The sequence below is a fragment of the Streptomyces sp. NBC_01352 genome, from assembly GCF_036237295.1.
GTDB classification, from domain to species: domain Bacteria; phylum Actinomycetota; class Actinomycetes; order Streptomycetales; family Streptomycetaceae; genus Streptomyces; species Streptomyces plumbiresistens.
On record NZ_CP108354.1, the window covers coordinates 9,329,028 to 9,349,942 of the forward strand.

19 protein-coding genes are annotated in these 20,915 nt (G+C 69.6%); 6 read left to right on the forward strand and 13 right to left on the reverse strand.

Annotated features, from left to right (window positions below):
* The first annotated feature begins 16 nt into the window (after window positions 1-16).
* The 3 genes from OG252_RS42880 (at window position 17) to OG252_RS42890 (ending at window position 1,545) form a co-directional block, all read left to right on the forward strand.
* On the forward strand, window positions 17-664 hold the full coding sequence (locus OG252_RS42880; protein WP_266444043.1) for an LUD domain-containing protein: 648 nt from the start codon (window positions 17-19) through the stop codon (window positions 662-664).
* Window positions 665-711: 47 nt separating this feature from the next.
* The gene (locus tag OG252_RS42885; RefSeq protein ID WP_266444046.1) at window positions 712-1,065 is read left to right on the forward strand and encodes a DoxX family protein; all 354 of its coding nucleotides are present in this window, start codon (window positions 712-714) and stop codon (window positions 1,063-1,065) included.
* A gap of 105 nt (window positions 1,066-1,170) precedes the next feature.
* Window positions 1,171-1,545 carry a nuclear transport factor 2 family protein gene (locus OG252_RS42890; protein ID WP_266444049.1) on the forward strand — a complete coding sequence of 125 codons (375 nt, stop codon included), beginning with the start codon at window positions 1,171-1,173 and terminating at the stop codon, window positions 1,543-1,545.
* A 9-nt stretch (window positions 1,546-1,554) separates the two neighbouring features.
* Here OG252_RS42890 and OG252_RS42895 read toward each other — a convergent pair whose 3' ends face one another.
* The 9 genes from OG252_RS42895 to OG252_RS42935 all read right to left on the reverse strand — a co-directional run bounded on the left by OG252_RS42895 (window position 1,555) and on the right by OG252_RS42935 (window position 12,434).
* Window positions 1,555-3,981 (reverse strand): SpoIIE family protein phosphatase, encoded by a 2,427-nt coding sequence (locus tag OG252_RS42895; RefSeq protein ID WP_266444051.1) that lies wholly within the window; start codon window positions 3,979-3,981, stop codon window positions 1,555-1,557.
* Between the two features lie 131 nt (window positions 3,982-4,112).
* Window positions 4,113-5,075 carry a pirin family protein gene (locus OG252_RS42900; protein WP_329342951.1) on the reverse strand — a complete coding sequence of 321 codons (963 nt, stop codon included), beginning with the start codon at window positions 5,073-5,075 and terminating at the stop codon, window positions 4,113-4,115.
* A 42-nt stretch (window positions 5,076-5,117) separates the two neighbouring features.
* On the reverse strand, window positions 5,118-6,797 hold the full coding sequence (locus tag OG252_RS42905; protein ID WP_329342953.1) for an NAD-dependent malic enzyme: 1,680 nt from the start codon (window positions 6,795-6,797) through the stop codon (window positions 5,118-5,120).
* A gap of 84 nt (window positions 6,798-6,881) precedes the next feature.
* Window positions 6,882-7,322, reverse strand: coding sequence for an SRPBCC family protein (locus tag OG252_RS42910; RefSeq protein ID WP_329342955.1), 441 nt, complete (start codon window positions 7,320-7,322; stop codon window positions 6,882-6,884).
* 74 nt (window positions 7,323-7,396) lie between these two features.
* Window positions 7,397-8,143 (reverse strand): maleate cis-trans isomerase family protein, encoded by a 747-nt coding sequence (locus OG252_RS42915; protein WP_329342957.1) that lies wholly within the window; start codon window positions 8,141-8,143, stop codon window positions 7,397-7,399.
* A gap of 110 nt (window positions 8,144-8,253) precedes the next feature.
* Window positions 8,254-9,015, reverse strand: a complete 762-nt coding sequence (locus OG252_RS42920) for an alpha/beta fold hydrolase (protein WP_329342958.1) — start codon at window positions 9,013-9,015, stop codon at window positions 8,254-8,256.
* A 93-nt stretch (window positions 9,016-9,108) separates the two neighbouring features.
* A complete protein-coding gene (locus tag OG252_RS42925) occupies window positions 9,109-9,861 on the reverse strand; it encodes an acetoacetate decarboxylase (RefSeq protein ID WP_266444064.1) in 753 nt (250 codons plus the stop codon).
* A gap of 13 nt (window positions 9,862-9,874) precedes the next feature.
* A complete protein-coding gene (locus tag OG252_RS42930; protein WP_257548661.1) occupies window positions 9,875-11,053 on the reverse strand; it encodes a homogentisate 1,2-dioxygenase in 1,179 nt (392 codons plus the stop codon).
* Window positions 11,054-11,117: 64 nt separating this feature from the next.
* Window positions 11,118-12,434, reverse strand: coding sequence for a hypothetical protein (locus OG252_RS42935; protein ID WP_266444070.1), 1,317 nt, complete (start codon window positions 12,432-12,434; stop codon window positions 11,118-11,120).
* A 137-nt stretch (window positions 12,435-12,571) separates the two neighbouring features.
* Here OG252_RS42935 and OG252_RS42940 point away from each other — a divergent pair, with 137 nt between their 5' ends.
* On the forward strand, window positions 12,572-13,381 hold the full coding sequence (locus OG252_RS42940; RefSeq protein WP_257548665.1) for a GntR family transcriptional regulator: 810 nt from the start codon (window positions 12,572-12,574) through the stop codon (window positions 13,379-13,381).
* A 113-nt stretch (window positions 13,382-13,494) separates the two neighbouring features.
* Here OG252_RS42940 and OG252_RS42945 read toward each other — a convergent pair whose 3' ends face one another.
* The 4 genes from OG252_RS42945 to OG252_RS42960 all read right to left on the reverse strand — a co-directional run bounded on the left by OG252_RS42945 (window position 13,495) and on the right by OG252_RS42960 (window position 17,888).
* The gene (locus tag OG252_RS42945) at window positions 13,495-14,949 is read right to left on the reverse strand and encodes an aldehyde dehydrogenase (RefSeq protein WP_266444076.1); all 1,455 of its coding nucleotides are present in this window, start codon (window positions 14,947-14,949) and stop codon (window positions 13,495-13,497) included.
* Between the two features lie 110 nt (window positions 14,950-15,059).
* On the reverse strand, window positions 15,060-15,830 hold the full coding sequence (locus OG252_RS42950; RefSeq protein WP_266444078.1) for a 3-hydroxyacyl-CoA dehydrogenase: 771 nt from the start codon (window positions 15,828-15,830) through the stop codon (window positions 15,060-15,062).
* Between the two features lie 35 nt (window positions 15,831-15,865).
* Entirely contained in the window at window positions 15,866-17,032 is a 1,167-nt protein-coding gene (locus OG252_RS42955; RefSeq protein ID WP_266448795.1) for a thiolase family protein, read from the reverse strand.
* 58 nt (window positions 17,033-17,090) lie between these two features.
* Window positions 17,091-17,888 carry a crotonase/enoyl-CoA hydratase family protein gene (locus tag OG252_RS42960; protein ID WP_266444086.1) on the reverse strand — a complete coding sequence of 266 codons (798 nt, stop codon included), beginning with the start codon at window positions 17,886-17,888 and terminating at the stop codon, window positions 17,091-17,093.
* Between the two features lie 196 nt (window positions 17,889-18,084).
* Between OG252_RS42960 and OG252_RS42965 the strand changes: the two genes are divergently transcribed.
* Window positions 18,085-19,281 (forward strand): acyl-CoA dehydrogenase family protein, encoded by a 1,197-nt coding sequence (locus tag OG252_RS42965; protein ID WP_266444089.1) that lies wholly within the window; start codon window positions 18,085-18,087, stop codon window positions 19,279-19,281.
* Entirely contained in the window at window positions 19,278-20,912 is a 1,635-nt protein-coding gene (locus OG252_RS42970; protein WP_266444091.1) for a long-chain fatty acid--CoA ligase, read from the forward strand. The genes OG252_RS42965 and OG252_RS42970 overlap by 4 nt, the downstream gene beginning before the upstream one ends.
* Window positions 20,913-20,915: the final 3 nt, after the last annotated feature.

Genomic DNA, 20,915 nt, shown 5'->3' on the forward strand with positions numbered 1-20,915 from the left:
GACAAGGAATCCCCCCATGACTGAGAGCACCACCAGCGAACTGCTGCCCGTGGACGACTCCTTCGGCATCCCGGTGTCGGCGGCGAGCATCGACCGGGCGGCGGACGCGTTGAGCGCGAACGGCTTCACTGTGCGGATCGTGGACACGGCCGCGGACGCGCGCCGACTCGTGAACGAGATCCTGCCGACGGACAAGACCGTCTTCACCTCCACCAGCGAGACGCTGCGGCTCACCGGCATCACCGAGGACGTCGACGGTTCCGGACGGTTCATGAGTGTCCGGGCGAGCCAGGCCGACTGGGACCTCCGTGCACGTTACGACGAGGTCCGCCGGACGCGATCCGCCCCCGACGTCGTGGTCGGCAGCGTCCACGCCGTCACTGAGGACGGGCACCTGGTCACCGCGTCCGCCAGCGGCAGCCAGCTCGCACCCTACGCCTACGGTGCCGCGCGCGCCGTGTGGGTCGTGGGGGCCCAGAAGATCGTCCCCGACCTGCAGACCGCTCTGCGCCGGATCGACAGCTACTCGTATCCCAAGGAGGACACGCGCGCCCAGCAGGCCTACGGCCAGCGGAGCGTCGTCGCCAAGATCCTCATCAGCAGCCGGGAAGTCGTACCCGGCCGCGCCACCGTCGTCCTGGTGCGCGAAGCCATCGGCTTCTGACACATTCGCGCGCCTGCCCTTCTCCCCAGCACCCCCGGAGTTCAGCCATGTTCATCACCGCCGCCATAATCGCCGTCCTGCTGGCCCTCGCCTTTCTGGCCGCAGGCGTACCCAAGGTCGCAGGTCAGGCCAAAGCCCTGGCGCAGGCCGACCATCTGGGTGTGCCCCACGGTGTCAACCGGGTCATCGGCACCCTCGAAGTCCTCGGCGCCGCGGGTGCCGTGGTCGGGCTGTGGCTCGCCTGGCTGGGCGTCGCGGCCGGCGCCGGTCTCGCTCTGCTGATGGTCGGTGCCGTGGGCGCGCACGTCCGGGCCAAGGATTCGGGCAAGGCGATCATCCCGGCCGCGGTGTTCGGGCTGCTCGCCGTCGTGTACGTCGTCTTCCGGGCAGCGAGCGCCTGACGGAGTCGATGTCCGAGGAGCACCAAGCAGTTGAACGGTCGACAGTTGGCGGGCCCCCAAGGGCGCACGGACTGGCGGCTGTTCGCTTTCTGTAGTGGAGGGGCAATGGACCGTCTGGAATGGGTTCGCAGGCACTACGCCGAGTCGGCTCTTGCGCTGGACCCCGATGCCTTCGTCGAGGGTCTGGGCAAGGATGTCCGGATGAGCCGCGGGGCGGCGGCCATTGTGGGGCGGCAGGCGATTCGGGAGGCCGTCGAGAAGATGCGAGCCGCCGGCCTTCTCGCCGTCCGGCATGACATCAGCGGCTTGTGGGAGCCCGAGCCTGGTGTGGTGGTCGCTGAGGCGACCGTGATGTACCAGTACGAGACCGAGGTGACTCCGGCCGTTCCCGTGGTGAGCGTTTTCCGTTGGCAGGGAGATGAGGTGGTGGATCTTCGCGTGTACATGGACAGCGCGCGGGCGCCTCAGCGGCCCTCGTAGGACTCCGGCTCAGAGGGGGCCGGGGAGGCCCTGCTCGGCCCAGACCGTCTTGCCCCGTGTGGTGTGCCGGGTGCCCCAGTGGTCGGTCAGCTGCGCCACCAGAAGGAGTCCGCGACCGCCTTCGTCGAAGGTACGGGCGCGCCGAAGGTGTGGTGACGTGTTGCCGCCGTCCGTGACCTCGCAGATCAGGGCGCGATCGCGGATCAGGCGGAGCCGGATGGGTTCTTCGCCGTAGCGGATGGCGTTGGTGACCAGCTCGCTGACCACGAGCTCGGTGACGAAGGCGCACTCCTCCAGGCCCCATGCCATCAGCCGCTCCACGGCCTGACTGCGGGCGGTGGCCACGATGGCCGGGTCGGAGCGCAGATCCCAGGTGGCAACACGGGAGCTGTCCAGGGCGCGAGTCCGCGCGAGCAGGAGAGCGACATCGTCGACCGGGTGATCGGGCAGGAGCCTCTCCAGGATGGTGTCGCACATGCGTTCCAGGGATTGCCCCGGAGCGGCGAGTGTGCGGCGCAGCAGTTCGCTGGTGGCGTCGATATCGCGGTCGGAGGCCTCGACCAGACCGTCGGTGTAGAGGACGAGCAGACTGCCTTCCGGCACGTCGAGTACCGCCGACTCGAAGGGCAGGCCGCCTATTCCCAGCGGCGGACCAGCAGGCAGGTCGAGGAAGCCCGCGGTGCCGTCCGGGTGGACCAGGACAGGCGGTGGATGGCCCGCTCGGGCGACCGTGCAGCGACGCAGGACGGGATCGTAGACCGCGTACAGACAAGTCGCACCGACGTCGCCGTCGGACTGTGAACGGACCTCCCCCTCCACCTCGCCCTGTGCGCGATCAAGGCGCAGCACGAGATCGTCCAGATGGGTGAGCAGTTCATCGGGCGGCAGATCGACGTCGGCGAGGGTACGCACCGCCATACGCAGTCGACCCATCGTGGCCGATGCGTGGATACCGTGGCCGACGACGTCCCCGACCACCAATGCGACCCGGGCGCCCGACAAGGGGATCACGTCGAACCAGTCGCCGCCGATGCCGGCCTCCGAGCCCGCCGGTAGATACCGGGAGGCGACCTCGACCGCGGCTTCTCTGGGAGCACTCTGAGGCAGGAGGCTCTGCTGAAGGGCCAGCGAGGTCTTTCTCTCCCGGGTGTAGCGGCGTGCGTTGTCGACGCAGACAGCGGCGCGAGCCGTGATCTCCTCCGCCAGCAGCAGATCGTCGTCGTCGAAGGGCTCCGGAGTGCGATGGCGGGCGAACAGGGCGAAGCCCAGAGGGGTCTCCCGCGCGCGGATCGGCACCAGCATGACCGAGTGCATCCCGAAGGCCGACATCTTGGAGGACAGGTCCCGGTGATCCTTCAGCCAGTCGCGGACGCTCGGCTCGTCCCACCCGTAGCGGGCCGCGCGGCCCTCCGCCAGTGCCTCCGCCAGCGGCGAGCTCTCCGGGAAGACGCTCAACTCGCCCGGCTGGAAGACGGCCTCGGGACAGCTGTCCAGGACAGATCGGTTGGCGGCGCGTCGCATGGAGGTGGCGTCCGCGGGCCAGCCGGGTTTGGGTTCCTCACCGCTGTACACGGGATCGAGTAGGTCTACAGCGGCGAAGTCAGCCAACCGCTCGACCGCGAGTTCGGCCAGTTCTTCCGCAGTGCGTACAACCTCCAGGGTTGTTCCGATGCGGATGCTCGCCTCGTTCACCACGCTCAGCCGCCACCGTGCCCAGGCCGGCTCCGTGATCTCCCTCGCCGTGGTGGCAGCGCCGTACAGCCGACCGGCCGCGTCCTCGAGCGGAGAAATGACGAGCGACCAGGTGCGAGGGCGGTTCGCTCCGGTCGTGTGCATGGACGATTCCGTCCGTATCGGCTCGCCCGTGCGGATCACCTGCACCACTGCTTTCGCCAGGTCGTCGTGCAGTGAGCCGGTGCGGAACTCGTCGATGCGGTGACCGAGGACCACGTCTTCGCGCAGTTCCAACAGGCGGAGCGCCTCAGCGTTCGCGTGCGTCACCCGTGCCTCGGCGTCGTGGATGAGCAGGGCTACCGGCAATTGGGAGAAGGACCGCTCCCACGACGCGTCAGCACCACTGGCCGAGGCGTTGGGGGGTTCGGCCAGCAGGAGGATCCAGCTGTCTGCCCCCTGGGCGTCCAGCTGAGGGAAGGCGCGGATCCGCGTACTGATCGGGGTGCCGTCACGATGCCGAATGACGAATGTGCCACTCCACTCGGCCCGCTCAGTCAGGTATCTCCGAACCGAAGCGGGGACGGGCGCGGCCAGCAGGTCCGCGGCACGGCGGCCCAGGACATCGCCGGCCGGATAGCCGAGCAACTGCTCGGCGCGGGTACTCCACGTGCTGACGCGACCGCGAGCGTCGACAGTCACCGCGCCCGCACCTGGCGTCAGCACGTGACGGTTGTTGTCGTGCCAGGAGGCTTCGCTGCACATGACCACTCACTTCGGTGCCGCGCAGACGAAGGAGACTGCGGAAAGGCAGTCGCCGATGCCCGCCTCTCCAGCATCGTGCCGCCCCCGCACTACGACAACCCGGTCCGGGCCTGTGGTGGTGATGCCGGTGATCAGACGGCCTTGGCGGGAATGACGCCCATCCGGCCGCTTCGGTAGTCCGCGACGGCCTGGACGATCTCCTCATGAGTGTTCATGACGAACGGACCGTAAGCCGCGAGCGGCTCGCTCAGAGGCAGCCCGCCCAACAGCAGGACCTCCATCTCGCCGGTGCGGTCGGGCTGGCGGGCGCCCGCCGTCACGGTGAGGCTCTCGCCCGCCCCGAAGTAGGCGATCTCCCCCTCGGCCACCGGGCGTCGCTCGGCACCGACGGAGCCCTGTCCGGACAGGACGTACACCATGGCGGAGAAGTCAGGACGCCAGGGCACGCGAAGCCGGGCGCCCGGCGCGATCGAGGCATGCGCGAGCGTGATCGGAGTGTGCGTGACGCCAGGGCCACGATGCCCAGCGATCTCCCCGGCGATGACCCTCATCAGCGCGCCCCCGTCCTGCGAGGTCAGCAGCGCCAACCGGGAGCCGTCGATGTCCTGGTAGCGCGGTGGGGCCATCTTCAGTTCGCTCGGGAGGTTCACCCACAGTTGAACGCCCTGGACGACGCCGCCTTCCATGACCAGACGTTCCGACGGGCTTTCGTGGTGCTGGACGCCTGAGCCCGCCGTCATCCACTGGGTGTCGCCGCCTCGGATGATCCCACCACCGCCGTGGGTGTCCTCGTGTTCGATCTCGCCGTCGATCAGGTAGGTGACGGTCTCGAAGCCCCGGTGCGGATGCCAGGGCCGTCCTTTCGCCGTCCGCGGCTCGAGGACGGTGTCGGCGCGGTGGTCGAGCAGGAGGAACGGGTCGGACATCCGCATTCCGGCACCGGGGGTAGGGAATACCCGACGTACACCGAAACCCTCCGTGGGTTCCTCGTCCACACCGGTCTTGAGATGGGCGACCGGTCGGTCGACGGTGATCTCGGACAGGTCGGGAACGCGGGGCAGGACCAGGAGGTCCGGAACGGATATCGCGGGCATGGGAATCTCCTGTGTGTCAGTGGGCCGGGCAGGGCCGCTCGGTCACTCCGAGGCGGCTGTGTGGCCGTAGTCCGGTTTCCATTGCGCCGAGGCGATCGCCTTGCGCAGCTGCTTCTCGGTCGCCTTGGGTGCCACGCCGTCCTCGACCGCTGCCAGCGCGGCTGCCAACGCGATGTCCCGGGCGGCCGCTCGCATCCCGCCCAGGGGTGGAAGAAGCCGGGCCGGTCCGTCGCCGTCCTGAACCTCCGTTGCGCAGCGTGCGATGGCGCGGGCGGCGGCGACCAGCATGTGGTCGGTGACGCGGGTGGCCCGGCTCGCGGTCACCGCGAGTCCGATGGCGGGGAAGACGTACACGTTGTTGGCCTGGGCCACTGTCACCTCGTGCCCGTCGACCTTCAGCGGTGCGAACGGCGAGCCGGTGGCGATCAGCGCCGTGCCGTTCGTCCAGCGGTGCAGGTCCGCGGGGTCGGCCTCGGCGTTCGAGGTGGGGTTGGAGAGCGGGAAGATGACGGGCCGTTCGCAGGTGGATGCCATCTGCCGCACGATCACCTCGGTGAACGCGCCCCGCGCCGTCGACAGCCCGATGAGCGCGGTCGGCGCGGTGCGGCGCACCACCTCGGCGAGGCCGGTGTCGTTCCATTTGGCCACTTCGTCGTCGTCACGTGCGTAGAGCCGCTGTTCGTCGGTCAGGTCGGTTCGTGAGCGCACCAGCAGTCCGTCCACGTCGACCACCCAGAAGCGCGCGGTGGCCGCGGCGGCGGAGACTCCTTCCTCGGTCATCGCCGTGCGGATCATGTCGGCGACACCGATGGCGGCCGAACCCGCGCCCAGCACCACCAGACGCTGTTGCGCCAGCGGCGTGCCGGAGATGTCGGCCGCGGTGGACAGGGCACCGAGCGCCACGGCGGCGGTGCCCTGGATGTCGTCGTTGAAGGTGAGCAGACGGTCGCGGTAGCGGGTGAGTATGGGACGCGCGTGGGCGGTGGCGAAGTCCTCCCACTGAAGCAGGGTGTTCGGCAGTTCCGCCTCGACAGCCGAGACGAACGACTCGATCATCTCGTCGTACTCCGCGCCGGTGAGGCGGCGGCTGCGTCGGCCGAGGTACCGCGGATCGGCGAGCAGTTCATCATTGTCCGTACCGACGTCCAGCAGGATCGGCAGCGTGCGTGCCGGGGCGATGCCGCCGATGGCCGTGTACAGACTCAGCTTGCCGATCGGGATGCCCATGCCGCCCACGCCCAGGTCGCCCAGGCCGAGGATGCGCTGCCCGTCGGTGACCACGATGACGTCAACGTCCTGGTCGTCGTGCGGCCGGTTGCGCAGGATCTCCCGGAACCTGTGCCGGTCCTCCCAGGAGAGGAACAGACCGCGCGGGCGGCGGTATATAGAGCTGAACTGCCGGCAGGCATCCCCGACGGTCGGGGTGTAGACGACCGGGAGCATTTCTTCGAGGTGCTCCGTCACGAGACGGTAGAAGAGGACCTCGTTGGTGTCCTGCAGCTGTCGCAGGTAGATGTGCTGGTTGAGGGGCTTGGCATAGTTGCGATAGGCCTCGTAGGCCCGGGCCACCTGCGCCTTGAGGGTTTCCACGGCGGGCGGCAGCAGACCGTCGAGGTTGAGCCGGGCACGTTCGCTCGGGCTGAACGCCGTCCCCTTGTTGAGGAGAGGGTCGGCGAGGACGGCGGTGCCGCGGAGTTCGGAGTTCGGGCGGCTGTGGGGCATCACGGGTTCCCAAGGGTTTACGGACAGTTGAGGAGGCCGTGGCCGACGGCGCCGGTTGCGACGCCGTCGGCCACCATGCCTGGGTCAGGGGAAGACGGGCCCCTTCTTCTCGTGTGCGAGGACGTCCTCGACCAGCGCCTTCAGGTTCGCCACGGACTGCGCCTCGGTCTCGGGCGTCGCCGCCCGCGATTCCTGCGAACCGCTGCCGTTGACGATCCGTCGGAACAGGGTGCCGTCGGGGACCTGCTCGAAGGTGTACGAGATGGAGCCGGGAGTACCCAAGAGCTCGATGGTCACGTGCTTGGCGCGCTCGTACGCCGCGACCTGCCAGGTCAGTTCCCTGGACCCCTCGGCGGTGCGGATGAACTCGGTGAACTCGTCGCCCGGAAGGAACGGGCGCTGGACAGTGCCCGTGACGGCCCGGGTGAGGACGTGCCACTGCGGCCAGAAGCGGACCTGCGTGATGATGTCGAAGACCTGCTCGGGAGAGCCGTTGATCGTGGTTTCCATGGGAATGGGGGCCATGGACGTGCTCCTTCGCTTGGTGCGTGGATGTGGGGGGCTGGCCGGGCGGGGCGCCTGAGCGCTTCGCCCGGTGGTCAGTTCTTCTTGAAGAGCGCGCCGGCGCCGTCGGCGACGGTCTCCAGGCCGAGCGTGCGCAGGACCTTCCAGGACGTGGCCGCGGCCGCCGTGACGACAGGCAGACCGAGACGCTTCTCCGCGTCAGGGATGGCGGGAAGGGAGGGCATCTGGACGCAGGCGGAGAGCACGACGGCGTCCACGCCGCGGGTGTCGAGTCCGGCCGCGATGTCCGGCAGCCGGGACGGGTCCAGGCGGCCGACGGCGAGGTTGTCGTCGACCTCCAGACTGATCGAGTCCTGGACCTCCACGCCCTCGGCCTCGATGTAGTCGGCCACCAGCGCGGTCAGCGGCTTCATGTACGGGGTGACGATGGACACCTTCTTGGCGCCGAGGTGGTGCAGTCCCTCCACCAGGGCGCCGGCGCTGGAGAGGACGTCCACCGCGCAGCCGTTCTCCGCCGCGGTGCGGGTCAGGTCCGCCTCGATGCCCCGGTGCACGCCGTTGCCCTGGGACATGATCGCGACGAGGCACGCGTACGCCATCACCTCGACCTGTGCGTCGGCGAGTTCAACCGCCGCGCGGCCCGCGTCGGCGTTCATCGCGGCCAGCTCGCTCTTCTCCACGGTCTTCATCCGCATACGGCTGGCATGGAAGGTGAACTGATCACCCGTCAGCGCGCTCTGCCGACGGAGGATCTCCGGGATCTCGGTTTCCATGGTGGTGTTCGAACTCGGCACCAGCAGGCCGATCCGGTGACTGGACATGACTGCTCCTTCGTAAGCCGGCCCGCGACGTGGCAGACGCCGACCGGCGGGGGATGACGGGGGAATGGCGGAGGGAGGGACGGCCGGCTGTGAGGCCGGCGACCGGGGGGTCAGGTAGGCAGAGTGCTTCGCTCCGCGTGGAGGGTGGACTGCAGCAGGTGGTCGAGCGACGACCAGATCGCCTCGGGGCTCTGGAGGTGGGGGTAGTGCCCCGTTCCGGCGACCACGGCGACCTCGGGATATGCCTTGACGAGGTCGGACGGCCGGCAGATCGGGTCGTGTTCCCCGGTGGCAAGCAGGATCTGCTGCGCCTTGCAGGCCGCGATCAGCCCGGGCAGATCCGAGGCACCGACCGACAGGACAGCGGGGTCCGCCACGGGCTCCCACTGGTCCCCGTCGCCGATCACCAGGGAGTCGCACAAGGGGGAGTCCGTTGTCACCACGTCGCTCATCGCGGCCGCACTCAGTACGAACCCCAGGGCATCGTTCCGCGTGGCGAAGACGGGCGCGGGGGCGGCGGCCACGGTGGTCATCAGGTCCTGTTCCTCTGTGGACCAGACAGGTTTCACGCCTATCGCGCACACGGTGGTCACGTCGATGCCGAACCACCCGCTGGCCAGCGTGAGGGCGACCACGCCGCCGAGGGAGTGGCCGAGGACGTGTACCGGTACGCCGCGGGGCACATGTTCGGTCACGGCGTCGGCGACCTCGGCAGCGATCCGGCCGTAGCTGTAGTGGGCCAGACGCGGCGAGCGCCCGTGCCCGGGGAGGTCGGGCACCAGCCAGCTGCCCGGCCACCGTTCCCCCAGGAGGCCCTCGACGGCCTGCCAGACCTGGCCGTCGCCCAGGCCGCCGTGGAGCAGCACCAGCACCGGCCCGTCGGGCCCTCCACCGTGGCGGAGATGCAGTCCGCGGCTTGCGGATTGACGCGACGCAGGGTTGTCCGGTGACATCGTCATCGCCTCCTAGGCGTTCGGGACGTGGGTGAGGTAGTCGAAGACCGGCTTGGCGGGGGCCAGCGACAGGTCTGTGAGGATGTGGCTCGCCGAGACCACTTCGACGACCGGCAGGTCGGCGAGCGGGGCGAGGACGTGGTGGAAGAGCTGGAGCCGGGCGGGGCCGGACCAGGCTTCCTTCACGGTGATGTCGGTGATCTGGGTCCGGACCAGATCGGCGACCCGGGGCTTGAAGTCATAGCCGGGCACGATCTTCACCATGTACGTCGGCACGGTGATCTGGCGGAGAGCTTCCTCCGGGTCGAGCCGCCGGTGTTTGTAGCCCATGGTCGCCGTGGCCACGCGCAGGGTCCCGAAGTCGAGGGTGCCCACGAGCGTTCCGTGGTCGACGTACAGGCGTGGCGTGCCCAGCACCTTGGGATAGGCGGACAGTTCCCGGCCGCCGGCCGTGGCCGGGAAGTTGTCGAGGTACATGGCGTGCAGGTACTCGCCCTGCTCGCCCTCGAAGTCCACCGGGATCGCGATGCCGGCCTCGGTGTAGGGGCCGAAGCCTCCGACGTCGCCCATGTGCATGACCTCGAACCGCACGAGGGGTTCGCCGATCGTCAGCGGCTCGGGTACGACGGCCCGCAGTGCCTCCGGGTCGGTGCGGTAGACGATGTTGAGGTACTCCCGGTCGATGAACCGGGTGCCGGACGGCGTCGGGTAGGCGGGCGCGGTCAGCGGTGTGTTCAGGCTGCTGACGACCTGATCGGCGTGCATGAAAGGACTCCGATCAGGCGTTGCGCCAGCTGGCGAGGTAGTCGGAGTCCTCGCTGGCCAGGGCGGCTTCGCCGATGTCGAGCGGGCGGAAGGTGTCGATCATGACGGCGCGCAGGTTCTTGATCTCGATGCGGCCGGCGTTGTAGGCGTCGACGGACTTCTCCAGCTCGTTCGTGTGCGGGCCGTGGATGAAGCCGGCGGGGTGCCAGGTGATGGCGCCCGTCTCGATGCCGTGCCCTGCACGCGCGCCGCCCGCCGCCTCCACGTAGAACATCAGCTCGTCGGAGTCGACGTTGGCGTGGTTGTAGGGGACGATCACCGCGTCAGGGTGGTACTCGACCTTGTGCGGCACGAACGAGCAGATGACGAAGCCCGGTGCCTCGAAGGTCTGGAAGGTCGGCGGCGGTTGGTGGATCCGGCCGATGATCGGCTCGTAGTCGTCCATGCTGAACGCGTACGGGTAGAGCTGCCCGTCCCAGCCCACGACGTCGAAGGGGTGGTGGGCGTAGGTGTAGCGCGTGCCGCCGGCCCGGTGACGCACGTACACGTCGACGTTCTCGCCCTCCACGACGAGGGGCTCCGAGGGGCCTCGCAGATCCCGCTCGCAGTACGGGGAGTGCTCCAGGAACTGGCCGCGGGCGGACAGGTAGCGCTTGGGCGGGCGGATGCCGCCGGTCGACTCCGCGATGAGGAGTCGTACAGGTTCCTCACCGGTCGGCACCCACCGGTGCGTCGCGGAGGTGGGCATGATGACGAAGTCGCGCGGGCCGACCTCCAGCGAGCCGAAGACGGTCTCGACGCGGGCGGTGCCGGACTCGACGAAGTACATCTCGTCGCCCATGGCGTTGCGGTACAGCGGGCTGGGCCGATCGGCGACGACGTAGCTGACCCGCACGTCCGGGTTGGCGGCCAGCAGGCGGCGGCCGGTGACCGCGTCGCCTCCCTCGTCCACTTTGTGGGTGCGGACCAGACGGGGCTTGAGAGGGTGGTTGGGTGTGGTGCCCTGCCCCGTGATCTCCCAGGCATCGACCGCGACAACGTCGGTGGGAGCGTAGGTGTGGTAGAGCAGCGCGGAGTCGGACGAGAAGCCCTCGGTGCCCATCAGTTCCTCGCGGTACAGCCCGCCGTCGGGCTTACGGAACTGGACGTGTCGCTTGTGGGGCACCTGTCCCACGGAACGGTAGAACGGCATTTCTGCCTCCAGGGGGTTGGGTGGTGCTGTGGTGCTGTGGTGCTCTGGTTCGGCGGTGAGGGCGTCAGGACGCGTCGAGGCGCTCGCCCAGCCACTTGGTGACGATCTCTCCGGCGGCCTCGCGCGGGTTGTAGTCGATCGGTGCGTTCGGTAGCAGGAAGAGGTAGTGGTGCGCGTGGGCGAGGGTCGTGAACGTCTTGTCACCTGCCGGGATGCGGGAGAAGATCTCCTCCTGCTCCTCCGGGTAGGCGTCGGTGTCGCCGAGCGGTGCGACGACCAGGGTGGGTACGTCGATGTGCTCGGCGGCATGCGTCCACTCGGCCTGGGCCGACAGACCGCTCCAGGTCGCCAGCCAGGCGCGTGCGGTCAGGATCCGGCCCAGCGCGTTGGGGCCGTAGGAGCCCCGCAACGGATGGCCGCCCGAGAAGATGCTCCCGGGCACGCGGTGGTTGGGGTGGATGCTCGGGTCCGTGTGTGCCGGGTTGGCGACCGTTCCGTAGATGCTCATGAACGGCGACATCAGTGCCCTGCGAGCCGTGGGCGAGCCGAGCTTCTCCCGGTCGACGGCCTGCCTCGCCTCTTCGTAGTCCGCGATCAGGGAGCGGGCGATGACATCCAGACGGCGGGCGCGGGCACGCTGGCCCTCGCGGTAGGTGGCGAGCCACTCGGTGTCGTACTTGCTCGGCTCCGGGAACGGCTGGTAGCCGTTGTCGGGGTTGAACATGTCCAACGCCGGGTCGATCGCCGTCGGGTTGGACTCGTCGACGATCGCCGGGTCGAGCATGTTGAGCATGATGATGCCCTCGCCGGCGTGTGGGGCCAGGGCGACGTAGAAGTCGGCCGGCGGCATGTCCTCCGTGGCGAAGCGGGTCGGCGTGCCGTGCGGGCCGTGTGTGTGGCGCTCCTCGGGCGGGAGGGCAGCCTGCCACTGGTAGTAGGACAGCAGGGAGGTGCCGCCGCTGCTGCCGATGAGCACGATCTTCTCGAAGCCGCGGTCCTTGAGCATCCGGATGCCTGCCGCGGTGTCGAGGACGACCTCCTCGTGCACCATGTCGCTGTCGTTGTTCAGCGCACGGCTGGTCTGTCCCCACACCGCGTATCCCGCCTCCAGCAGGTACGGGCTCAGGTACTGCCGGGACTGGTTCTCCCGCGGGTGCATGAACACCGCGACGGTCTTGGGCTTCGGGCCCGGCGGCAGGTGCAGGAGACCGAAGGAGAAGGCCCCGTCGGAAGCCGTGATGTCGATGAACTCACGCTGCGTCCCAGCCGGAAGCTGGTCCATCCGGTAGGCGTTGACACTGCCTCGCGCCCGGCGCTCGGGAGTGACGAACAACTCGGGAAGCGGAGTATCGGGGAGTCGGTACCTGCTCTGTGCAGTCATGTCGGGTCCTCACAAGGGCGACAACCAGGGAAAGCTTGTAATCACATATTCTTATGGGAAAGGTGGAAAGTCAAGTGAGGGCCGGTCATAATGGCCTGGAGACGCTCACGTAGTTGTGGTCAGGAGAGGCCGTGTACATGTCGAACGAGTCCGGTGTTGACGGGATCGCGAGTCCCGCGGCGGACGACGGGGACGTCCTCAACCCGGACGTCCCGATGCAGCAGCAGATCTACCGGCAGCTACGCGCGGAGATCCTCGACGGGCTGTGGGTGGGCCGCACGGACTTTCCCGGCGAGCGCGAGCTGGCCGAGCGCTTCAAGGTCAGTGTGGTGACGGCCCGGACCCCGCTCGAGCGTCTGGGCGAGGAAGGCTTGGTCGAGCGCGGTCGCGGCAAGCGTCCGCGGGCCGTCTACATGCCCCCGAGCCCTGGCGACCAGGATGACCTGCCGGTCTTCTACCCGGAGGAGGAATCCTCGGAGTACGGGTATGAGCTGCTGCAGGTCGGCGTGGATGTCGCCCCCGCCGAAGCCTGCCGGGTGTTCGGGCTGCCGCCGGGCAGCAAGCTGTGGCAGTGCGTCCGGCTGCGGATCTACCGGGGTCTTCCGCACGTCGTCTCGCACAATGTGCAGTTGCCCGAACTGGGCGAGCGCCACAGCCTCGAAGACCTCAAGACCAAGCCCATGATGTCGATCCTCGCCGCGGAGGGTGTCGACGTCACCACGATCCGCAGACGGCTGCACGCCGGTACCGCGCCGCCGATCGTCTCCCGCCACCTGGGTCTGTACCTCGACACGCCGGTGTCCGTGTGCGTGCTGACACTGCTCGATGAGAACGACGCCCCCGTCGAGTGGATAAGGGCGTATGTCGACCCGAAGCTGCCGGTGCGCGAGGAAGTCCGCGACGTGCACAAGGGGTACTGGGTGATCCCGAGCCGCCAGCAGGGCTGACCGGCCGGCGGGCCTGAACGCCCGGGTTTTCGACGGTTCCTGTGGCGTGCGACGGACACGAGGACGGCGCCCAGGGGCATAGGGGCTCCTGGGCGCCGTCCGTGCGTGTCGTGTCAGGCCGGCAGGTACACCGACTGCAACTCCAGGTACGCGTTCAGGCCTTCGGGGCCCAGCTCGCGCCCCAGGCCGCTGGCGCGGCGGCCGCCGAAGGGGGAGTTGAAGTCCAGGCGGTAGCCGTTGACGCCGATGCTGCCGGTGCGCACCCGGCGGGCGATGGCCGTGCCGCGCTCCTCATCGGTGGTCCAGACCGTGCCGCCGAGTCCGTACTCGGAGTCGTTGGCGAGAGCGACCGCCTCGTCGTCCGAGCTGTAGGGGGTGACGACGAGAACGGGACCGAAGATCTCCTCGCGGAAGATGGTCATGTCGGGCCGCACGTCGGCGAAGACCGTCGGCTCGACGTACCACCCGCGGTCGAGGCCGGCCGGGCGGCCGCCGCCGGCCGTGAGCCGGGCGCCCTCGGAGTGGCCGGACGCGATGTACCCTTCGATGCGCTCACGCTGGGCGGCGGAGACCACGGGCCCCACGGCGGTGGCCGGGTCGAGGGGGTCACCGACCCGGAGGCCGGAGGCCATGGCGGAGACGGCGTCGAGTACCTCGGCATAGCGGCTCGCGGGGGCGAGAAGCCGGGTGCTGCCGTAGCAGGTCTGGCCGTTGTTGAAGAACGAGACACCCGGGAGCCCCTTGATGGTGGCGTCGAGATCGGCGTCGTCGAGGACGATCGCCGCCGACTTGCCGCCCAGTTCCAGGGTGACCGGGCGCAGCAGTCGCCCGCAGACCTCGGCGATCGACCGGCCGGCCGGAGTGGAACCGGTGAAGCCGATTTTGTCGACGCCGGGGTGGGCGACGAGGGACTCGCCTGCTTCGAGGGCGCCGGGCACGATGTTCAGTACGCCGGGCGGCAGGCCCGCCTCGGTGGCGGCCTCGGCCAGGAGGTACGCGTCCAGCGAGGTCTCCAGCGCGGGCTTGAGGACGATCGCGCAGCCCGCCGCGAGCGCGGGCGCGACCTTCATGATCGCGAGCGTCTGCGGGTAGTTCCACGGCACGATCGCCCCCACGACCCCGACCGGTTCCCGTCGGACCAGCGTGGTGGTGCCGGTGAAGGAGGGGCGCCGTTCCTCCCACTCGAAGGTGCGGGCGAGGCCCGCGTAGTACCTGAGGATCGCCGCCGTGCTGTGGGCGTTGGCCTGCGGGGACATGGCGATCGGCATGCCGTTCTCGCGGGAGACCAGTCGGCCGAACTGGTCGGCGCGCGCCTGGATGGCGTCGGCGAACCGCTCCATCGCGTCAGCGCGCTCGGCGGGGCTCGCCGTGGGCCAGGGGGCGCCGGGGGTGTCCAGCGCGCGGCGGGCCGCGGTCACCGCGGCGTCGATGTCCTTGCCGCCGGCGACGGGGACGCGCCCGATCGGTTCCTCGGTGGACGCGCCGATGACCGTATAGGTCTCCGAGCCGAGCGGCTGCTGCAGGCCGCCGTCGATGTAGAAGGAGGTGTGCTCCGTGAAGCTGTCCATGTGCATGTTCCCTGCGTGGGGGTCCGCAGGCTGCCGAGCCTCGTCCGCGCGCCCGGACAGCCTCCTAAACGACTATTCATATGTGAATATACGCTCTGGGCGTGGCTGTGTCATCGAGGAGCCATGCGAATCGCTCCGTCCAGCCGGATGACCTCGCCGTTCAGCATCGGGTTCTCGGCGATGTGCTGGACCAGCGCGGCGTACTCGGAGGGGCGGCCGAGGCGGCTGGGGTGGGGGACCTGGGCGCCGAGCGATGCCTTGGCGTCCTCGGGCAGCCCTGCGAGCATCGGCGTCTCGAACAGTCCCGGGGCGATGGTCATGACGCGGATGCGGTGGCCCGCCAGGTCCCGGGCTACGGGCAGGGTGAGGCCGACCACGCCGCCTTTGGAGGCGGAGTAGGCGGCCTGTCCGATCTGGCCGTCGTACGCGGCCACGGAAGCGGTGTTGACGATCACTCCGCGTTCCTCGCCGCCCTCGATCGGCTCCTGCGCCGCCATCCTCTCGGCGGCCAGCCGGATCACGTTGAACGTGCCGATCAGGTTGACCTGGATCGTGCGGGCGAAGTCGGGCAGCGGGAAGGGGCCTCTCTTGCTCAAGGTGCGGGCGGCGGTGCCGATACCGGCGCAGTTGACGGCGATCCTCAGGTCGCCGAGCCCGGCGGCGGCCTCGATGGCGGCACTCACGTCGGCCTCGCTGGTGACGTCGGTGGGCGCGAAGACGGCCCGCTCGTCGCCGAACTCGGCGGCGACCGCCTTACCGTCGGAGGAGGGAAGGTCGGCCAGGACCACCGACGCTCCGGCGTCGAGCAGCCGCCGGGCGGTGGCCAGACCGAGGCCAGAGGCCCCGCCGGTGATGAGGGCGACGCTGCCTGCGATGTTCATGCTGACTCTCCTGTGCTGGGAGTTGTTCCGGACCTTCAGAGGCGTTCGATGATCGTGGCGTTGGCCATGCCGCCGCCCTCGCACATGGTCTGCAGGCCGTAGCGGCCGCCTGTGGCTTCCAGGTGGTTGACCAGAGTGGAGAGCAGCCGGGTGCCCGAGGCGCCGAGCGGATGGCCGAGCGCGATGGCGCCCCCGCGCGGGTTGAGACGCTCGGGGTCGGCGTCGAACTCGCGCTGCCACAGCAGGGGCACAGGCGCGAAGGCCTCGTTGACCTCATAGGCGTCGATGGCGTCGATCGACAGGCCGGAGCGTTCGAGGATCTTGTGGGTGGCCGGGATGACCCCGTCGAGCATCAGCAGGGGGTCGGAGCCGGAGACCGCGAAGGAGTGGTAGCGGGCACGGGGGCGCAGACCGAGGCGTTCGGCGGTGGCGGCGCTCATGATGAGGGCGGCGGAGGCGCCGTCGGTGAGCGGGGAGGAGTTGCCGGGCGTGATCCGCCAGTCGATCTCGGGGAAGCGCTCGGCTCCGGGGACACCGGTGAAGGCGGGCTTGAGGCCGGCCAGGCCCTCCGCGGTGGTCGTCGCCCGGACCGTCTCGTCCGCGGTGTGACCGCCGACGGGGACGATCTCCTTGTCGAAGCCGCCGGTCTCCGTCGCCGCCCAGGCACGCTGATGGGAGCGGGCCGCGAAGGCGTCGAGCTCCTCGCGCTCCAGCTTCCAGCGGACGGCAAGGAGTTCCGCGGAGAGGCCCTGGGATATCAGTCCCTCCGGGTAGCGGCGAAGCAGCCCCTTGCCGGAGGTGTCGGCACCCGCCGAGCTGGAGCCCATCGGCACCCGGCTCATCGACTCCACGCCGCACGCGATCACGATGTCGTACGCCCCAGCGATCACGCCCTGAGCCGCGAAGTGCCCGGCCTGCTGGCTGGAACCGCACTGCCGGTCGACGGTCGTCGCGGGCACCGACTCGGGGAAGCCGGCCGCCAGCAGCGCGGTGCGGGTGATGTTGAGGGCCTGCTCGCCGGACTGGGAGACGCAGCCGCCGATCACGTCGTCGACCAGGGCGGGGTCGAGACCGTTGCGTTCGACGAGGGCGGCGAGCACGGTGGCCAGAAGGTCGGCGGGGTGGTGGCCGGACAGGGCGCCGCCCGGCTTTCCCTTGCCGGACGCGGTACGAACCACGTCAACGATGACGGCGTCGTTGATGTTGGGCATCAGAGATCCTTTACTGCTACAAGCTGGGTGGGGACGGCGGGGCCGAAGGTCAGCGCCCGGCCCATCGGGGCGCGCGCTTCTCGGCGAAGGCGAGTGGACCTTCCTTCGCGTCGTCGCCGGCCAGGACCTCCTGGAAAGCGCGGTCGTTCTCGGTCCAGGCCTCGGCCTCGCTCTGGCCTTCGCTCCAGGACATGAGTCGTTTCACCACGTGCACGGACAGGGGTGCGGCGGACGCCACCCGCTCGGCGAGCTCCAGAGCGACGTCGACCGACTTGCCCGCCGGCGCGATCTGGTTGAACAGGCCCCACCGCGCGCCCGTGGCGGCGTCCACGGGGGTTCCGGTGAGCGCGATCTCCCGGGCGATGTTGCGCGGCACCCGGTGCTGGAGCCGCAGCACCCCGCCCGCGGCCGGGAACAGCCCGTGATGCACCTCGGGCATTCCGAAGGTTGCGTTCTCGTCGGCCACCACCAGGTCGCAGGCCAGGACGATCTCGGCGCCGCCACCCAGCGCGGGTCCGTTGACGGCGGCGACGAGCGGTTTGCCGACCGGGTGCCGGACGATGCCCGCGAAGCCCCATTCGGGATGCAGCGGATCGTTCACGGAGCGCCCCGCCGCCGCTTCCTTGAGGTCCATGCCCGCACAGAAGGCCCGCCCTGCGCCGGTCACCACCGCGACCCGCAGGTCCGTGTCGGCGTCGAATTCCTCCAGGGCCGTACCCAGGGCTGCCGAGAGGTCCGCGTTCACGGCGTTGAGGGCTCGGGGTCGGTTGAGCGTGATCAGAGCGACGGCGCCGCGTCGCTCCAGCGTGACCACCGGCGTCGGTGCGTCCGTTTCGGCTGTCGGCATGATGCGCGACTCCTTCGGTTGCTAGAGCTCTATTTAACGCTCGTTAGAAACGCTAGAGTCGACCAGCTGGCGACGTCAAGGTTTCCGTCTCTGTACGGGCGTTTTCTCCCTTCGAGAGCTTGACCTGTGCGGCAATCCGCTCATAGCGTTCGAACGAACGTTAAGTAATCGCCACTCCAAGAGCCGCGAGGACCCCATGGCGATCGATTTCACCCTTGAGCCCGAGCTCGTCGAACTGCGAGACCGCACCGCGGAGTTCGTCCGGACGACCGTGCTCCCCGCCGAAGCGGAGATGCTCCGCGGGCAGGGCGCGCCGGACGACGCCCTGCGACGCACGCTTCAGCGGGCCGCCCGCGAGGCGGGGATCTTCGCCCCGACCGTCCCGGAGGATCTCGGCGGCCTCGGCCTCGACCTGCGCGGACAGTCCGTGGTCCTGGAGGAGGCCGGCCGCAGCCTTCTGGGCCCGCTGGCCCTGCACTGCGCGGCGCCCGACGAGGGCAACATGCTGCTGCTGGAGAAGATCGCCGACGCCGTACAGCGCGACCGCTTCCTGAAGCCGCTGGCCGCCGGGGACGTGCGGTCCTGCTTCGCGATGACCGAACCCGCGCCCGGCGCGGGATCGGATCCCTCCCAGCTGGCCACAGCCGCTCGTCGGACGGACCGGGGTTGGGTGCTGGACGGCCGCAAGTGGTTCATCACCGGCGCCGACGGAGCCGCCTTCGCCAGCGTCATGGCGCGCACCGGCACGGACTCCGATCCGGCGGCGACCATGTTCCTCGTACCCACCGACACCCCTGGTTTCCGCCTCGTCCGGCACATACCGAGCCTCGACCAGGGCTTCACCGGCGGGCACTGCGAGATCGAACTGGACGGCTGCGAAGTCGGGGACGACGCCGTCCTCGGCGAAGTCGGCAAGGGCTTCGCCTACGCCCAAGTGCGTCTGGCCCCGGCCCGGCTCACCCACTGCATGCGCTGGCTGGGCCTGGCCCACCGGGCCCATGACCTGGCCCTCGGCTACGCGGCCGAGCGCACCGCGTTCGGCAGTCGGCTCGGTGAACTCGGCATGGTGCAGCAGCAGCTGGCGGACAACGAGATCGATCTCGCAGCCTCACGGGCCCTCGTCCGCGAGGCCGCCTGGGTCCTCGATCAGGGCCGCTCCGGGAAGCACGAGTCCTCCGTCGCCAAGACCTTCACCGCCGAGGCCGTCGGCCGGATCGTCGACCGCGCCGTACAGGTGTGCGGCGCTCTCGGTATCTCCGCAGACCTGCCCCTGTCCGCATATCTGCGCGAGGTACGGCCCTTCCGCATCTACGACGGCCCGTCCGAGACCCACCGTTGGTCGATCGCCCGCCGAGCACTCAGAGCCGTCGCGACAAAGGAGTCGAACCGATGAAGAGCACCATGATGGACCGGGACCTCCAGCTCGGGGACCTGCTACGGCACGGACAGCGAGTGCACGCACACAGCCGTGTGGTGCGCTGTACCCAGGACGGCGGCGGGTCCTGGACCTTCGCCGAGACCGCCGAGCGGGCGGAGCGGCTGGCCGCGGCCCTGACCCGGCTGGGTGTCGAGCGCGGCGACCGGGTCGCGACCCTGTGCTGGAACACGCTGGAGCACATGGCCGCCTACCTCGCGGTGCCGTCCATGGGCGCCGTCCTGCACACCCTGAACCTGCGCCTCCACCCCAACCAGCTCGGCTACATCATCGAGCACGCCGAGGACCGGGTCATCGTCGTCGACTCGACGCTGCTGGGCCTGCTCGGCCAGGTGTGCGACCATCTCCCCACCGTGCGCCACGTCGTCGTGGTCGGCGAGGGCGCGACGCCCGACCTGCCCGACCACATCCAGGTCCACGCCTGGGACGCGCTGCTCGACGCCGAGGAGCCCGGCTTCGCCTGGCCCGATGTCGACGAACGCTCCGCCGCCGCCCTGTGCTACACCACCGGCACCACCGGCGACCCGAAGGGCGTGGCGTACAGCCACCGCTCGATCCTGCTCCACACCCTGGGCATCTCCAGCGGTAACGCCGCGGCCATGTCCGACCGCGACCGGATCCTGCCGATCGTGCCGATGTTCCACGCCAACGCCTGGGGCTGGCCCTACGCCGGCTGGCTGGCCGGCGCCGACATCATCATGAACGGACGGCATCTCACCGTCCCCGACCTCGCCCGCATCATCGACGAGGAGCGGCCCACCGCAGTCGCCGCCGTCCCCGTCCTCTGGAACGGTCTGCTGCACCACGGCCGACAGCACCCGCTGAACCTCTCCTGCGTCCGGCTCGCCGGCTGCGGCGGCTCCAGCCCCTCGCGGGCCCTCGTCGCCGAGTTCAAGGAGCGCTACGGCATCCAGCTCGCCCAGGGCTGGGGCATGACCGAGACCAGCCCGCTGGCCAGCTGGTCGGCGCCGCCGCGCGGCACGGCGCCGGAGGAGGACGTCGACTGGCTGGTCAAGAGCGGCCGGGTGATGCCGTTGGTCGAAGTCCGCGTCATGGGCATGGACGGCAACGAGCAGCCCTGGGACGGAGAGTCGGTCGGCGAACTCCAGCTGCGCGGGCCCTGGGTGACCGGATCCTACCTGCACGCCGAGAACACAGCGGAGAAGTTCGACGACGGCTGGCTGCGTACCGGCGACCTGGGCACCGTCGGGCCCGGCGGCTGGATCGTCGTACGCGACCGTCTCAAGGACGGCATCAAGAGCGGCGGTGAGTGGATCTCCACCGTCGAGCTGGAGAACGCCATCGCCGAACACCCTGCCGTCGTGGAGGCCACGGTGGTCGGCGTACCCGATCCCCAGTGGGACGAGCGGCCTCTGGCCTGCGTCTCGCTGGCCGAGGGTGCCGCCGTGTCGCCGGCCGAGCTGCGGGACTTCCTCGAAGGACGGGTCGCGCACTGGTGGATCCCCGAGCGCTGGACGTTCCTCGACGTCATCCCGAAGACCAGCGTCGGCAAGTACGACAAGCGTGCCGTCCGTCGGCTGTACCGGGACGGCGAGATGACCATCGAGATCGGCGGCACGTACACGTGAACC